This is a genomic window from Cupriavidus sp. HMR-1, assembly GCF_000319775.1.
Taxonomy (GTDB): Bacteria; Pseudomonadota; Gammaproteobacteria; order Burkholderiales; family Burkholderiaceae; genus Cupriavidus; species Cupriavidus metallidurans.
This window is the reverse complement of the sequence record NZ_ANKP01000247.1, coordinates 19,462-33,935: the sequence shown is the minus strand read 5'-3', so window position 1 is coordinate 33,935 and position 14,474 is coordinate 19,462. Positions and strand designations below refer to the sequence as shown.

General features: G+C 64.5%; 13 protein-coding genes. 5 read left to right on the top strand and 8 right to left on the bottom strand.

Translation table 11 applies throughout. The features are described from left to right. Nucleotides 1–85 precede the first annotated feature (85 nt). From D769_RS26235 to D769_RS26215, 5 genes are read right to left on the bottom strand one after another with little or no spacing between them, the layout of a single operon-like run. Nucleotides 86–1,576 carry a TolC family protein gene (locus D769_RS26235; RefSeq protein ID WP_008651201.1) on the bottom strand — a complete coding sequence of 497 codons (1,491 nt, stop codon included), beginning with the start codon at nucleotides 1,574–1,576 and terminating at the stop codon, nucleotides 86–88. Then, complete coding sequence (locus D769_RS26230) at nucleotides 1,573–2,559, bottom strand: HlyD family secretion protein (protein WP_024569413.1); 987 nt, start codon at nucleotides 2,557–2,559, stop codon at nucleotides 1,573–1,575. The genes D769_RS26235 and D769_RS26230 overlap by 4 nt, the downstream gene beginning before the upstream one ends. After that, on the bottom strand, nucleotides 2,556–2,765 hold the full coding sequence (locus tag D769_RS26225; protein ID WP_008651199.1) for a DUF1656 domain-containing protein: 210 nt from the start codon (nucleotides 2,763–2,765) through the stop codon (nucleotides 2,556–2,558). The genes D769_RS26230 and D769_RS26225 overlap by 4 nt, the downstream gene beginning before the upstream one ends. Continuing rightward, nucleotides 2,765–4,744: an FUSC family protein gene (locus tag D769_RS26220; protein ID WP_008651198.1), complete on the bottom strand. Its 1,980-nt coding sequence runs from the start codon at nucleotides 4,742–4,744 to the stop codon at nucleotides 2,765–2,767. Before D769_RS26220 ends, D769_RS26225 begins: the two co-directional genes overlap by 1 nt. Nucleotides 4,745–4,749: 5 nt before the next feature. Then, complete coding sequence (locus D769_RS26215; RefSeq protein ID WP_008651197.1) at nucleotides 4,750–5,208, bottom strand: MarR family transcriptional regulator; 459 nt, start codon at nucleotides 5,206–5,208, stop codon at nucleotides 4,750–4,752. 271 nt (nucleotides 5,209–5,479) lie between these two features. Here D769_RS26215 and D769_RS26210 point away from each other — a divergent pair, with 271 nt between their 5' ends. Together D769_RS26210 and D769_RS26205 are read left to right on the top strand one after the other, a co-directional pair. After that, a complete protein-coding gene (locus D769_RS26210; RefSeq protein WP_008651189.1) occupies nucleotides 5,480–5,911 on the top strand; it encodes a general (type II) secretion pathway protein in 432 nt (143 codons plus the stop codon). A 496-nt stretch (nucleotides 5,912–6,407) separates the two neighbouring features. After that, complete coding sequence (locus D769_RS26205; protein WP_008651187.1) at nucleotides 6,408–7,031, top strand: hypothetical protein; 624 nt, start codon at nucleotides 6,408–6,410, stop codon at nucleotides 7,029–7,031. A gap of 17 nt (nucleotides 7,032–7,048) precedes the next feature. Here the strand turns inward: D769_RS26205 and D769_RS26200 are convergent, their stop codons facing one another. Together D769_RS26200 and kbl are read right to left on the bottom strand one after the other, a co-directional pair. Next, nucleotides 7,049–8,053 (bottom strand): NAD-dependent epimerase/dehydratase family protein, encoded by a 1,005-nt coding sequence (locus tag D769_RS26200; RefSeq protein WP_008651186.1) that lies wholly within the window; start codon nucleotides 8,051–8,053, stop codon nucleotides 7,049–7,051. Further along, complete coding sequence (gene kbl / locus D769_RS26195) at nucleotides 8,050–9,252, bottom strand: glycine C-acetyltransferase (protein WP_008651185.1); 1,203 nt, start codon at nucleotides 9,250–9,252, stop codon at nucleotides 8,050–8,052. Before kbl ends, D769_RS26200 begins: the two co-directional genes overlap by 4 nt. A 99-nt stretch (nucleotides 9,253–9,351) precedes the next feature. Here kbl and D769_RS26190 point away from each other — a divergent pair, with 99 nt between their 5' ends. Both D769_RS26190 and D769_RS26185 read left to right on the top strand, forming a co-directional pair. Then, nucleotides 9,352–9,957 carry an XRE family transcriptional regulator gene (locus tag D769_RS26190; protein ID WP_029306362.1) on the top strand — a complete coding sequence of 202 codons (606 nt, stop codon included), beginning with the start codon at nucleotides 9,352–9,354 and terminating at the stop codon, nucleotides 9,955–9,957. Between the two features lie 330 nt (nucleotides 9,958–10,287). Then, entirely contained in the window at nucleotides 10,288–10,527 is a 240-nt protein-coding gene (locus D769_RS26185; RefSeq protein ID WP_241227907.1) for a hypothetical protein, read from the top strand. A gap of 36 nt (nucleotides 10,528–10,563) precedes the next feature. Here D769_RS26185 and D769_RS26180 read toward each other — a convergent pair whose 3' ends face one another. Next, on the bottom strand, nucleotides 10,564–11,931 hold the full coding sequence (locus tag D769_RS26180; protein WP_008651182.1) for a cytochrome-c peroxidase: 1,368 nt from the start codon (nucleotides 11,929–11,931) through the stop codon (nucleotides 10,564–10,566). Between the two features lie 240 nt (nucleotides 11,932–12,171). Here D769_RS26180 and acpA point away from each other — a divergent pair, with 240 nt between their 5' ends. Beyond that, nucleotides 12,172–14,313, top strand: coding sequence for an acid phosphatase (gene acpA, locus D769_RS26175; RefSeq protein ID WP_008651181.1), 2,142 nt, complete (start codon nucleotides 12,172–12,174; stop codon nucleotides 14,311–14,313). Nucleotides 14,314–14,474: the final 161 nt, after the last annotated feature.

Here is a 14,474-nt window from a genome sequence, read left to right as displayed (position 1 = left end):
CCGCGCAACGACGCCGGAATCAGTTCGATAGTGCAGCCAAGGCGTGGCCGAGGCCGAAGCTTACCTTATTGTTCCTCAGCGCTCCTCAGTGCTCCTCGGTGTGTTCCGTGGCCTGTCCGGGCTCCTTGCCCACCGGATGGCTGGCAATGGCCGGCGCATTCTGCCATCCACCACCAAGCGCCAGGAACAGGTTGATCTGATCCATCGCAACCTGCGCATCGGATGCGGCCAGCGCGGCATCGGTATTGGCCAGCGTGCGGTCGGCATCCAGGCTCTGCAGATACGGCGATCGGCCTGCCTGCCACAGCAGCCGGTTCTGGCGAGCTGCCTCATTGGCCTTGTCGCGCGCCGAGCGCAGCGACGCGTTCCGGTCCAGTTCGTGTGTATAGGCCGACAGCGCCGTCTGCGTCTCGCGCAGCGCCTTCAGCACCACACCGTCGAAATGAGCCAGCGCCCCTTCGGCCCCGTACTCCATGTTGTGGATGCGCGCGCGCGTGCCGCTGGTCGGGATCGTCCACGAAATCGCGGGGCCCCAGCCCCAGTGCGCGGTCGGCGCCTGACCAAGGTGGTCGAGAATACCGGTGAAACCGGCCGATGCACCGATGCGAATCTGCGGGAACAGGTCCGCGGTAGCCACGCCGATCTTGGCCGTTGCCGATGCCAGCTCGCGCTCGGCCTGGCGAACGTCCGGTCGGCGCTTGAGCAACGCCATGCCATCGCCAACGGGCAGCGCCTGCTTCAACGCCGGTACGTGCTCGCACGCCACGCTGCTGACATCGAGCGCAGTCGGCGGCTTGCCCAGCATTACCGCCAGGCGGTATGCCGCGCCTTCCTGCTCCGCACGATACTTCGGCAGTGCCGAACGCAGGGTGTCGGCTTGCGCCTCGGCGCGCAGCAGATCGGTCGGCTGACCTCGGCCAGCATCGACCAGTTTCTGCGCCAGCTTCACGCCGCGTTCCTGCAGGTCGAGCTGATGCGCGGCCACATGTAGTTCGTGCGTGGCTGTGCATCCTTGCACATACGCACGCACGGTCTCCGCCACCACGCCCACGCGGGCTTGGTCCAGCGCCGCATGGCTGGCCTGCGCCGATGCCAAGGCGGCTTCGTCGGCACGCTTGAGCTTGCCCCAGAAGTCAATCAGGTACGAAACATTGAGACCAATGTCGCCGAAGTTCATCACCGGAATCTTCTCTTCGTGCAGCAGCGGTTCGCCAGCGATCTGGCCACGCTCCGCACTGGCTCGGAACTTCGTTTCCGGCAGATTCTCGGCTTCCACCTCGTGATACACGGCGATCGAGCGCTTCAGATTGGCGGCGGCTACGCGCAGGTCGGTGTTGGCCACCAGTGCCTGCTGCACCAGCTCGTCGATGCGAGGATCGTCGTACAGACGCCACCAGTCGTTCGGGACGTCGCCGATCGACACCGCATCGCTGTCGGTGCCGGCAAACGGTCCATTGGCGGCCGATGACTTCACGACCGCATCGTCGGGCACCTTGTGATCAGGGCCGACGGTCATGCAAGCGGCCAGCGCAAGCGGCAACATCGCCGCCAGCGAGGCACGGGCAAAGCGTTTCACTGCACTGCTCCGGTTGAGGGCGCGCGCTTGCCGGCCAGCGCAACCTTGTCCTGCGAGGCACTACGGCCGGCCGCCGGCGCGGTCGGCTTGTCTTCCGTTTCCCCGATGTTCTTCTCGTCATCGGCCTTCACCGACACGGTGGCCGTGCGGCCGGCCACCAGGCGCACATCCTCGGGCATCTGGTCGAACTGGATGCGCACCGGCACGCGCTGCGCCAGACGCACCCAGTTGAACGTCGGGTTCACGTTCGGCAGCAGGTTCGAACCATTGGTGCGATCACGGTCTTCGATACCGGCTGCGATGCTCTGCACATGGCCGTGCAGCACGCGCTTCTCGCCCATGACGCGGATATCGACGGGGCTGCCGATATGGATACCCTTCAGCTTGGTTTCCTCGAAGTAGCCTTCCACATGGAACGAGTTCGAATCGACCATCGACAGCACCGGCTTGCCGGTCACGACGTAATCCCCGAGACGCGGCAGGCGGTCGTTGACGTAGCCTTCCACCGGGCTCACCACGTGGGTGCGCTCCAGATTCAGCTTCGCCACGCCGATCGCGGCCTCGGCCTGTGCCAGCTGGGCCTCGCCCTGCTGCACCTTGGCCAGCCCCTCTTCGACGATTTCCTTCGAGACCACCTCGGAAAGCGTCTGGCTGCGCTTCGCCTCGCGGCGTGCCTGGGCCAGATTGGCGCGCACCGCCGCCGCCGTGGCTTCCGCCTGACGCAGCGCCAGCGCATAGCGTTCGTGGTCGATCTCGAACAGGACGTCGCCGGCCTTCACATGCTGGTTGTCCTTGACCGCGATCCGCGTGACCAGCCCGGAGACATCAGGCGCCACCTGCACCACCTCGGCGCGGATGTGGCCGTCGCGCGTCCACGGCGCCACGGTGTAGTAGTCCCACAGGTGTTTGACGACGACCGCGCCAACGGCGGTGACGGCCAGCGTCAGCACGACTGGCCCGAGCGAGGAGAGTCTCAGTTTCATGATTGCAGCGAGGGCACCAACGCAACCACCCCACCGAGGACGATCGCATACAGCGCCAGATTGAAGAGGGAACGGTGCCATACGAGCTTGTAAAAGCCGACACGCGTCAGCACCGCCCGCGCGGCGCTCGTAATGACGAAGGCGGCAAGCATCCACACCAGCAAGCTGGGGATGTACACGCCATAGATACTGATTTCACCGGGCATCATGCATTTCCGGAAACGGTTGCCGGCACCAGGACCGGCGGATACAGGGCAACCTGAAGGTCCACGAGAGCCGCCAGCGCGATACGCGAACGCACCTTCTGCTGAGCCTTGCCCAGCCGCGTCAGCAATGCCGGCGGCGGCGCATCGATGGCACCATTCAAACGTGACTGGTAATAGCCGGACACGCTGCGCAGCACGCGATTCACGGCATGTTGCTCATCGGCTTCCAGCCCGGCCATCTCGCGTTGCAGCGCCAGCGTGCAGAGTTCCACACGCACTTCGCTGAAGCCATCGGCAGACACTTCGCTTTCGCTGGCAGCCAGCCGGGGAACGAGTTGCGCCAGACGATCGAGCATCCGCGCGCGCAGCGTCGAATGAGACTCCGGACGCGTACTCACGGCGTTTTCGGCGATGTCGCTCCAGCCGGAGCGCACCAGCCGGCGTGTTGCGGCTCGCGTGCCGAAAGGCCGCACCGCGAGCGTCCAGACCAGGGCGAACGCAATCCCGGCGATACCTGCCAGGTTGCTGTTGAAGAAACTCTGGAAATTCGCGCTGTAGGCGCCCGAGATACCGATGTCGTTTGCCGTGACCACGGCCAGCGGCATGCCGATCATCGCCAGGCGCGGCTGCGCCACCAGCAGGCCAATGATCAGGTACGGCACCGCGAACATCAGCACCAGCATCTCGAAGTCGTGCGCGACCGGCAGGACCGCGAACAGCATCACCATCGAGATCAGCAGGCAGACCACGTTCCAGTTGAAGAACGACTGGATCATCGGCGCGGGCTCGTCGAGCGCGGCGAAGAAACAGCACGAGATTGCGCCAAGCGCCACAGCACCGGCGCCATCGGCCCAGCCTGTCTGAATCCAGATCATGCCCATCGCGAAGATGGCCAGCGCCACCGTCACGGTCGAGAACAGCAGCATGCCGTGGTCGTAGTGGCGGGCGCGGCCGACATCCCAGCGCAGGAATTCTGGCAGCCATTCGCCTTCGATGTGCTTTTCACCAAGGCGCCGACACAGCGAGACGCAGTCGTGCCACAAGGCCGCCATCTGTTGCAGACGGTCTTCGGCCGCTGCGACCAAGGCGGCGTCCCAGCCCGCCTGAACGGGCGTGGACGTCAGTTCGGGACGCTCCCCTTCCGCGGCGCCAGCCTGAATCCAGGCCTTCACCGCCCGCATCTGCGCGGCCAGGGGTTCCGGCACGCCGCCGGAAGACTGCAACGATTCGACGACGGTCGCCAGCGACGACATCACGGGCAGCAGCATCGTCATGCGGCCACGCAGTTCACGTGCGGCACGCACGCGCTGGGCGCTTTCGGCGTCGTAGCTCAGTTGGCTGATGAGTTGGTCCAGCGCCAGGATATCGGCGGCCAGACGATGGCGACTATGGTGGCGCGACACCTGCTTGCCGGGGCTTGCCGACAACATGTCGCTCGCCCACAGCGTGGCATCGGCCATCCATTGGCGAGACTTGTCGCGCAGCACATTGGCTACGCTAGCCGGAAACACGACCGCGCCAACCACGCTGGCGCACAGGATGCCCAGGCAGATTTCCTCGGACCGCGCGACGGCAAGATCGAAGATACCGGCAGGATTGTCGACCGAAGGCAGCGCGACGAGCGGCAGCGTATAGGCCGCCAACATGAAGACATAGCTGCGCGGCGTGCGATGCAGCAGCGCCACGTACAAGAGACAGGCGGTCCAGATCGCCACAGCGCCCATCAGCAGAGGCGGCGCGTTGACCAGTGGCGGGACCATCAGAATGCCAGCGGCGGCGCCCAGCAGCGTGCCCAGCACTCGATACAGCGCCTTGGAACGCGTGGCGCCGGTCAGCGGATGCGCCACGATATAGACAGAGCCCATCGCCCAGTAGGGGCGCGGCAGGCCGAGATACATCGCAATCCACAATGCCAGCATCGCTGCGACGAAGGCCTTGATGGAAAAGACCCAATCTCTCGCGGACGGCCAACTACCCATGTTGCTCAGGACTCCTGCTTGCCCGATGTAGATGCGGCCGCGCGCGCCAGAGCGTCGAACACGCGCAACGTGGCCGCCATGTCCGATTCGCTGATATCGGCGAACACCTCGGTCCGCAATTGTTTCAGCGCCACCTCGATCAACTCCGCCATGCGCTCGCCCTCTTCCGTCAGGGACAGCACATTGGCCCGGCGATCACTCGAATCCACCTCGCGACGCACCAGCCCAGCGGCGCTGAGCTGGTCGACCAGACGCACCAGCGTCGCGCCTTCCACGCCCACGTAGTCGGCCAGGGTCACCTGGCGCACACCACCGCCCAGGCGGCGAATGAACAGCAGCGGCGCGGCGGCCGCGGCGGAAATCCCGTGCGCGGTCACTGCGGCCTGGCTGATCTGCCGCCACTGGCGCCCGGCCAGCATCAACTGGCCGGTGAAGGCGAAAAGAAGGGCATCGATCTTTGGCATGGGCAGAATGATAGATGTGAATCTATTAGGATGCAAATGATTTCTTTGCGAACTAGTTCATGTGCTTTATGAGGAATCCCATGCCGCGCGGAAATGTAGAGATGGGACGCAATCGTCGCCTCGGCACCGCTGCAATCGCCTCAGGAATATCTGAAACCATCCACCAGCAGCAACCTTACGGGCACTTCCGCAGATCGGCGATATCCGCCTCAACTTCATGGAAATACAGTCCCTCAATCAGGCCGGCATGGCCTGCCCACGAGGACCGTCGATGACAATCACCATGGCGACCGCCCGGCGCCGAGCAAGGTTCACGCTGGCGACGCTGCTCGCAGCGCTGATCGGGATTGGGCTGATAGCACTGATGGCGCTGATGGCAACCCACCTCACCGCAGAGGCAGAACCCTCCCAGGAAGTGGCGCTGCGTTACAACCTGCAGGCAATGCGAGAGGCGATCGCCCGATTCCACATAGACCATGGCCACTATCCGCAGTCCCTCGACATCCTCGTGCAACGCGCCTATTTGCACAGGATTCCGCGGGACCCAATCACCCATACTGCGGACAACTGGGAAATCGTACCGCCACCAATCGACCCACAATCACCATCGATGCTGGAAGACCGCGCGATTGCGGGCGTGTTCGATGTCCGCAGCGGAGCGCTCGGCGTAACGCATGAAGGCACACCGTATCGCGAGCTTTAGGCTCTTCAAACTCCGCGAGGACCCGTCCCATCCAGAGATCGCAAGCAGCACCGGGCAACCGGGCTGGACTTTCCCCGGGCAATATGGCATAAGACCCATTGCCCCATAACGCCTGACGCCGGCTGACTACCAGTCGAGCGCCCCCGATTAGAAAGCCAATGCCCCGCTTCCAGCGCCTCGCCGCAGTTTCCCGCCGTGCTCCGCATGGCAGGACTGCGTGCGCCCGCGGAATGCAGGCTGGCATTGCCGCCACACACCTGACCGCCCCGGTCCCGCGCGCCGTGCTTTTCCTGGCCGTGCGGGCAACTCGGGACACCGGCATCCGGACCTGAGCTTTCCCGCACGGCACTTTGCATTTGGACGCCATCCCTGGCGCTGCAATTCATTGTGCATCCTGGAGAAAGCCATGACCCCCATCTACCAAAAGACCATCTGCGCCATCGTGGCCGTCGCCGCGCTCTACGTCCTGATCAATAGCTGACGGAAGAGGCGCCTCATGACACTCACGCTTGCAATGCCCTCCTGGGGGCAGGTACTGGCACGCATACTCGAGCTGCGCATCGACGTCAGTCTGTCGCCCGGCGAAGTGGAGCGCGAACTCGACACGCTGCACGACCGCATCCGCCAGCCCGGTGACAAGCTGCACGATATGCCTGTGGTGCCAACCGCTCTGCCGGGCTTGCGCCTGCGTTATCGCGAAGCCGATGGCGAGTATTACGTGTATGTCGAAGACACGCGATATGGACGCATCGCCGGCTATACGGTGTTCAATCGTCTGATCGAGGTCAGCCGACGCACGGACCGAGTGGTACGCGCGCCCCACACGAAGCTCGGTCCGGCCTATCAGCGCTGCGGCCTGGCCACGTCCATCTACGGCTGGGCGCTGGACGGCGGTCTTTGCCTGATCAGCGGCGCGCGGCAGTCTGCCGGCGCCAATGCCTTGTGGGGGACGCTGGCCAGGCGTCACACCCGCGGCTACGTGGATCTACGCGACAAGTCGATGACCTATCTCGGCGAGTCCGTCAGCGAGACCGTGCAAGCCGATCTGCACACTCGCATGATCCTGCTGGGTCAGGGCTGGACACTCTCATCGTTCGCCGACGCCACCGGTATGCATTGATCCCTGCGACGGCGGCTTCAGACCGCCGTCGCTACCGGAGCTACCGGAGCCGGCTCGACGGCGAGGCTCTTGCGCAGATTGTCGAGCATATCGTCGACCATCTCCTGCAGGCCGAACCGTGGCTGCCAGCCCCAGTCCGCACGCGCCGCGCTGTCGTCGATCGAATCAGGCCAGCCCTGTGCAATCGCCTGACGGTAGTCTGGCGCGTAGCGGACTTCAAATTCAGGCACGCGTAGCCGGATCGCCGCCGCAATCTCGGCCGGTGTGAAACTCACGGCGGCCAGGTTGTAGCTGCCACGTTCGCGCACCTGTTCGCGCGGGGCCTCCATCAGTTCCAGCGTGGCCCGGATGGCATCAGGCATGTACATCATCGGTAGCCGCTCGTCTTCCTCCAGGAAGCAGGTGTAGGGCTCGCCGCGCACCGCATGGTGGAAGATGTCGACGGCATAGTCGGTCGTGCCGCCGCCCGGCGGGGTCTTGTGCGAGATCAGCCCGGGATAGCGCACGCTGCGAACGTCGACGCCATGGTTCTCGAAGTACCAGCGACACCAGCCCTCGCCGGCCTGTTTCGAGATGCCGTACACGGTGGTCGGCTCCATGACCGTCTTTTGCGGCGTGTCGATGCTCGGCGTGGTGGGCCCAAACGCGGCAATCGAACTGGGCCAGAACACCCGCTCGATGCCATGATGCCGCGCGGCTTCCAGCACGTTCAGCAGACCTGTCATATTCAGGTTCCAGGCCCATTGGGGCGCCTTCTCCCCCGTCGCCGACAGCGCGGCCGCCAGCAGATAGATCTGCGTGATGCCGTGCCGCTCGATCACAGTCGTCAGTTCACCGCGATCCGTCACGTTAAGCATCTCGTGCGCGATATGGACGTGGCGGCCGGTCGGCACCACGTCCGACGTCACCACCTGCTCACGCCCATGACGTTCCGCCAATGCCAGAGCCAGCTCCGATCCAAGTTGCCCGTTTGCGCCGATGATCAGGATTTTCGGCACGGCTGTTGCGGTGGCTGCTGTCATGGAATCAGCCCCAATTCACGGCCCGCCTGGCCGAAGGCATCGAGAGCGGACTGCAGCGTCACCGCATCGTGCACGGCGCTCATTTGCACGCGGATACGCGCCTGCCCCTTCGGGACCACGGGATAGAAGAAACCAACGACGTACACACCGAGTTCCAGCAGTCTGTCAGCCAGCTTCTGCGCCTTTTCGGCGTCATAGACCATAATCGGCACGATCGGATGATCGCCGGGCTTGATGTCGAAGCCAAGCTTCGCGATGCCCTCGCGGAAGAACCGCGTGTTCTGCTCCAGCCGGTCCCGCAGCTCGGTACTGCCTTCCAGGATATCGAGCACGGCAATGCTGCCGCCAACAATGGCCGGCGCCACGGTGTTCGAAAAAAGATAAGGTCGGGAACGCTGGCGCAAGAGCTCGACGACTTCCTTGCGCCCGGAAGTAAAGCCGCCCGACGCGCCACCGAGCGCCTTGCCCAGCGTGCCCGTGATGATGTCGATCTTGCCGAACACCCCACGCGCCTCATGCGTGCCTCGCCCGCGTGCGCCCATGAAGCCCGTGGCGTGGCATTCGTCAATGCCGAGCAGCGCGCCATGCTCGTCGCAAATCTTCCGGATCTCGTCCAGCCGCGCAACGGTGCCGTCCATCGAGAACACGCCATCGCTAAAGACAAGCTTGAAGCGTGCGCCATCCGCATCGGCCTGCCGCAATTGGGCGCGCAGGTCGTCCAGATCGTTGTGCCGATAGCGAAGGCGCCGTGCCTTGGACAGGCGGATGCCGTCGATGATCGACGCGTGGTTCAGTTCATCGCTGATCACGGCGTCTTCGGGGCCGAGGATGGTCTCGAACAGCCCCCCGTTCGCATCGAAGGCCGAGCCATAGAGGATGGTGTCCTCGGTGCCCAGGAACCGGGCCAGACGCCCTTCCAGCTCCTTGTGCAGATCCTGCGTGCCGCAGATAAAGCGTACCGACGACAGTCCGTAGCCATGCGTGCGCAGCGCCTCGTGCGCGGCTTCGATAACCTTGGGGTGCGACGACAGCCCAAGGTAGTTGTTGGCGCACAGGTTGATCACCTCGCGACCGTCCGCTGTGCGGATCCTGGCGCCCTGCGGCGTGGCGATGACGCGCTCGCGCTTGTACAGGCCCGCGGCGCGGATCGAATCCAGCTCCGCGCGGATGGATGCATAAAAGGCCTCGGCACTCGACATAGCCAGACTCCCGGTGGTAGTGTCTCGGAACGCTCAATTCGATAAATCGAACGTGTTCTGTATAACGAACGTGTCGTGCACTATAACGAACAGATGACGATGTCGCAACCCTCCCCCGCCAAAACGCCGATGACGGCCGAGGGGCCGCCAGCCGTAGGCAGCGCGCTGCAGGCGCTTCGGCAGAGCCAGCAACTGTCCCTGGACGAGCTGTCGCGCCGCGCCGGTGTCTCCAAGTCTATGCTTTCGCAGATCGAACGAAACCTGGCGAACCCGACCGTGGCGGTGCTGTGGCGGCTGGCCAACGCACTCGGCGTCAGCCTGACGGACTTCCTGGCACAAGGGACTGCTGCGCCACAGGCGCCCGCCATCACAGTGGTGCCACCCCATGCCACACCGGCGCTCAAGAGCCCCGATACCCGCTGCGAACTGCGCATCCTCGGTCCGATCGACATGGCGGGGCGCTTCGAATGGTATGAGCTGTCGATCCAGCCGGGCGGCGTGCTGGCGTCGGAGCCACATGAAGCAGGCACGCAGGAGCATCTGTCGGTGCTGACCGGGTCGATGACCGTCCGGTCAGGTGGCGACGAGAAGAAGCTGAAGCACGGCGATACCGCACGCTACGGCGCGGATGTGGCGCATGCCATCGGCAATCCGGGTAAAAGCGTGGCAACGGCCTTGCTGGTCGTGGTCCACCCGGGGACCTGATCCGGACATCGCGCTCGCCGCGTATGTCCCTGCGCCGGCTGAGGTTTTTTGATCGGCCGTATGATCATCCGCATGCGACGGATACGCGCCTGATGGGCACTCAACAAGCGCGTATCACATGAGTACCCGCTGAAACGTTTTGACATGTATCTGTCGTGTATCGGCCGGAACCCGTAGCGGGCGGTCCCGTCCAACCCCTTGACTGTCGACCGGCCATCACGATGCGATGCAGCGTGAACGGTTCGTGAAGATGGCTCAACATCCCGCCGAGGGCGTGCACTACAGATGCGTCCCCGAGTCCCCAGCAACCGCTCCCCTCTCGCCAAGGAGATGACTGTGCTGAGTCCACATGAGTTGGCCACGCTGATGCTGATCGGCAATGGCCCCCACACCCGCGACGACACCGCCGCGACCCACGCACGGGAAATCGATCCCGTGGATCTTGACGCCCTGATCACCCAACGGCTCGTCGTGCTGGAGTCCATCCAGGACGATAGCGGGCAGATGGCCTGCCCGCAAATCACCGCGCACGGCATGTCGATGCTCAAAGCCGTAGGACGTCTGAACTAACGCTTCAACCGCAGCCCCCGGGTACCTGGGCCGGCATCATCGCACCGACGCTGCTGCCGGCACCTTGTATCCATCCGTCAACGTGTTCAGGAACGCGATCACGTCGCGCATTTCCCCTTCAGTCATCAAGGGCTTGTCGCCAGGCTTGCCGCCGAACGGGGCTTCCATGTTGACGTTGGCCTGATACGGCTCGGGCAGGTCATCGAACTTCCACACCTTGCCGTCCTTGCCGCGCGGGTACCACTTCTGCGGCTTCACATCGCGTTCGGCGTAGAAGTGCAGCACTTCGTCCAGAGAGTGGAAGACGCCATTGTGAAAAAACGCATGACGCAGTGCAACGTTCCGCAGTGACGGCGTCCGGAACAGGCCGCAGTAGTCGGCACGATCCTTGAGATCGGTGCGATCCGGGCCGCAGAGCCCCAAATCGTGGAATTCTGGATCGGCGTTGCCTGCAAGCTTGCGATTGCGTGGCGCACCCACGGCGATGAATCCGAAATCCGAGAAAGCCGGGAATGCGCCCTCGCGAATATCGCCCGGATGGCACGCGGCGCAGTTGCCCTTGTTCGGATCGTTGAAGACGCGCAGGCCGCGTGCCTCCTGGGGAGTCAGCTTTGCCTGCCCGCGCAGCACGGCGTCGTACTTGCTGGTATAGGGATAGAACTCCGACGGCGTCTCCTGGAATACCTCCAGGGCCATCAGCACTGCATTGAACGCGGTATCGTCGTCATCCAGCACATCCTGCCCCAGCACCTTGCGGAAGGTTTCCCCATGGGGCCCCTTCCGGATCTTCTCGACCACCACGCGCGGCTCGCCATTGGCCATCTCGTGCGGCGACAGCAACGGGATGCGCGCCTGCTCGTGTGCGGAATTCGCGCGACCATCCCAGTTGTGCCCACCGGTCGGACCCTGATCCTCGGCGTCGTTGCCGTCGTTCTCGTGATAGTGGTCGGTATAGGCCGGCACGTTCTGCACGTACCGCAGCGACGGCGCGGCACGCACGCCCGTGCGGCTCATATCGACGCCGCCGAGCTGCACGGACAGATCATTCGGCGGCCCGTAGGCGTGATCGGGGCTATGGCAACTCGCGCACGACTGCTTGCCTGACGCCGAGAGCGCCGGATCGAAGAAGAGCGTCTTGCCGAGGGCCGTCAGGGCCGGAATGTTGGGCCGACGCTCGGCCATCATCGCGTAGAACGGCTTCGGACTAGCGGGCTTCGGCGCGCGAGCCGCGCTGACAACTGCCACCGGTTGCGCTGCGGCGGCCGGCGTGCCCGCGGCCGCCTCCTGCTTGCCACAGCCCGAGGCCAGGCTGACCAGAAGCGCGATCAACAGACCGCCGGCGGCGCGCAGCCACGTGATCGGCGAGGGAAACGCGGCATTCCAAAGCAGCGGCGGCAGGGTCATGACGGAACGATGACGGCAAGGATGAGGATTGAATGGCGCAGCGAGGCTACGCCAAATCCGTGACACACACGTGTCAGGTCATCGAAATGACATCGCGCCACACCACTCACGTCGGCCGCCACCGTCCGTTTCCGCCTCATCATCAACTTGACACATGCCGCATACACACTCGCGGCGCACCCAGTAGTACCCCTCTGCTTTCCAAGCATTGAATACCCACACATAAGAAAGAGGAAAACCATGAGCCGTCTCACTCGTCTGTGGCCATTGGCCGCAATCGCCGCCGCATCGCTGACCGCCTGCGGTGGCAGCGATTCCGGCAACGCCGACAGCACCGCCAACACCCCCGCCGCCACCACCTCCGGCGTTGTGACTGGCAGCTACTTCGAGCACGCGAAAGTCTGTATCGACGCCAACGCCAATGCCCAGTGCGATAGCGGCGAAGCATCGACCTATACCGATGCCAAGGGCGCTTTCACGCTGACGGGCCAGGGCGCCGTGGTGGCCGAGATCGGCACGGATGCCTTCCGCAACGACGACACAGGCGCCCACAACGCCGTGACGCGCAAGCTCGTGTTCCGCGCCCCGGCCGGCGCCAATGCCGTGGTGAGCGCGATCTCGACCGAACTGGCCGCGCTGATGGACAGCAACGGCGGCAAGCTCGACGACGCACGCAATCAACTGGCCACCCGCCTGGGCGTCGCCGCCGACAAGCTGCTGGAAGACCACAACAAGGAAACCGACAGCAACATCAAGGCCACTCTGCAGGCCGAGATCGAGCAGGCGATCGACCTGATCGCCACGGCCGTGGCATCGGGCGGCGACATCGGCGCCGCGATCCGTGATGGCGTGACCAAGCGCATCGCGCTGCAGAACATCAAGAACGTCGTGGTGATCTACGCCGAGAACCGCGGCTTCGACAACCTCTACGGCCTGTTCCCGGGCGCCAACGGCATCCCGGGCGTGAACCCGACGGCCGTGGGTTCCGTGGAACCGCAGAAGGACTTTGACGGCTCGGCGCTGGCCTCGCTGCCCCCGACCTGGGGCGGCTTCACCGCCAGCGGCCAGACCGTCACGCTCCCGCAGGCCAGCACCGTGGGCTGGGCCAACAAGCCGTTCCGCATCGACGACCCGGCCGGCGTGAACGGCACGGGCGTGGTGGTAGGCCAGAACGTGATCACACGTGACCTGGTGCACCGCTTCTATAACAACCAGATGCAGATCAACGGCGGCAAGAACGACAAGTTCACGGCGTTCTCCGACGCCGGCGGCCTGGTCATGGGCTACTACGACGGCAGCGCCATGTCGATGTGGAAGCTCGCCCAGCAGTACACGCTGGCCGACAACTTCTTCATGGGCGCGTTCGGCGGCTCGTTCCTGAACCACCAGTACCTGGTCTGCGCCTGCGCACCGGTCTACCCGAACGCCGAAACGTCGGTCGCATCGGGTTCGATCTCGGTCGTCGACACGGACGCCAATGGCAACTTCAAGAGCCTGTCGCTCAAGCCGACGAGCCCCGCCAGCATCCAGACCGGCACCGCCCAGTACGTGAACGACAGCACGCTGACCGCCAAGGACGGCACCGGCGTCTACTACGCGGTCAACACGATGCAGCCGCCGTACCAGCCGAGCGGCAACGCACCTGCGTCGACGGACTCGACCAAGCTGCTGGCCGACCCGACCAAGGCCACCACGCTGCCTGCCCAGACCCAGGACACGATCGCCTCGCTGCTGGACCGCCGCGGCATCAGCTGGGCCTGGTACTCGGGCGCATGGAGCGCAGTGACCGCCAACAGCGCGCTGATCTACAACAACACCACGCCGAACTTTCAGCCGCACCACCAGCCGTTCAACTACTACTCGGCCTTCAGCCCGGTCGATCACGCCGACTACCGCACGGCTCACCTGAAGGACTTCGACTCGTCGTTCCTGGCTGATGCGGCAGCGGGCAAGCTGCCGGCCGTCTCGTTCTACAAGCCGCAAGGCAACCTGAACCAGCACGCCGGCTATGCCAACGTGACCGACGGCGATGCCCACATCGCCAACGTGATCGCCCAGCTCCAGAAGAGCCCGCAGTGGAACAACATGCTGATCGTGGTGACGTACGACGAGAACGGTGGCTTCTATGACCACGCACCGGTGCCGAAGGCCGACCGCTGGGGCCCGGGTACCCGTATCCCTGCCATCGTGATCTCGCCGTTCGCCAAGCGCGGCTTCGTCGATCACACGCAGTACGACACCGCTTCGGTGCTGCGCTTCATCACGCACCGCTTCGCGCTGCCGACGCTGCCTGGCCTGAAGCTGCGCGACGACTCGCTGATCGCCAACGGCAAGCCGGCGATGGGCGACCTGAGCAACGCGCTGACCTTCCCGGCGCAGTAAGCAGGGCCCGAAGGCATTGCCTTCGCGCTGACAAGGGGGCGGCTCCGCGAGGGGCCGCCCCCTTGTCTATTGGATGGTCGAAAGTCCGGTCGCGCCCCTTTTTCCGATCGCAGGAACCTGCCCGGCAGGAAGAGGATCCGCACGCAAGGCACTATAGTGTG

What these genes read in the sequence shown, in the direction of transcription:
- D769_RS26230 (WP_024569413.1), bottom strand. Translation starts at nt 2,559, where the DNA reads ATGAAACTGAGACTCTCCTCGCTCGGGCCAGTCGTGCTGACGCTGGCC.
- D769_RS26225 (WP_008651199.1), bottom strand. Translation starts at nt 2,765, where the DNA reads ATGCCCGGTGAAATCAGTATCTATGGCGTGTACATCCCCAGCTTGCTG.
- D769_RS26220 (WP_008651198.1), bottom strand. Translation starts at nt 4,744, where the DNA reads ATGGGTAGTTGGCCGTCCGCGAGAGATTGGGTCTTTTCCATCAAGGCC.
- D769_RS26215 (WP_008651197.1), bottom strand. Translation starts at nt 5,208, where the DNA reads ATGCCAAAGATCGATGCCCTTCTTTTCGCCTTCACCGGCCAGTTGATG.
- D769_RS26210 (WP_008651189.1), top strand. Translation starts at nt 5,480, where the DNA reads ATGACAATCACCATGGCGACCGCCCGGCGCCGAGCAAGGTTCACGCTG.
- D769_RS26205 (WP_008651187.1), top strand. Translation starts at nt 6,408, where the DNA reads ATGACACTCACGCTTGCAATGCCCTCCTGGGGGCAGGTACTGGCACGC.
- D769_RS26200 (WP_008651186.1), bottom strand. Translation starts at nt 8,053, where the DNA reads ATGACAGCAGCCACCGCAACAGCCGTGCCGAAAATCCTGATCATCGGC.
- kbl (WP_008651185.1), bottom strand. Translation starts at nt 9,252, where the DNA reads ATGTCGAGTGCCGAGGCCTTTTATGCATCCATCCGCGCGGAGCTGGAT.
- D769_RS26190 (WP_029306362.1), top strand. Translation starts at nt 9,352, where the DNA reads ATGTCGCAACCCTCCCCCGCCAAAACGCCGATGACGGCCGAGGGGCCG.
- D769_RS26185 (WP_241227907.1), top strand. Translation starts at nt 10,288, where the DNA reads ATGACTGTGCTGAGTCCACATGAGTTGGCCACGCTGATGCTGATCGGC.
- D769_RS26180 (WP_008651182.1), bottom strand. Translation starts at nt 11,931, where the DNA reads ATGACCCTGCCGCCGCTGCTTTGGAATGCCGCGTTTCCCTCGCCGATC.
- acpA (WP_008651181.1), top strand. Translation starts at nt 12,172, where the DNA reads ATGAGCCGTCTCACTCGTCTGTGGCCATTGGCCGCAATCGCCGCCGCA.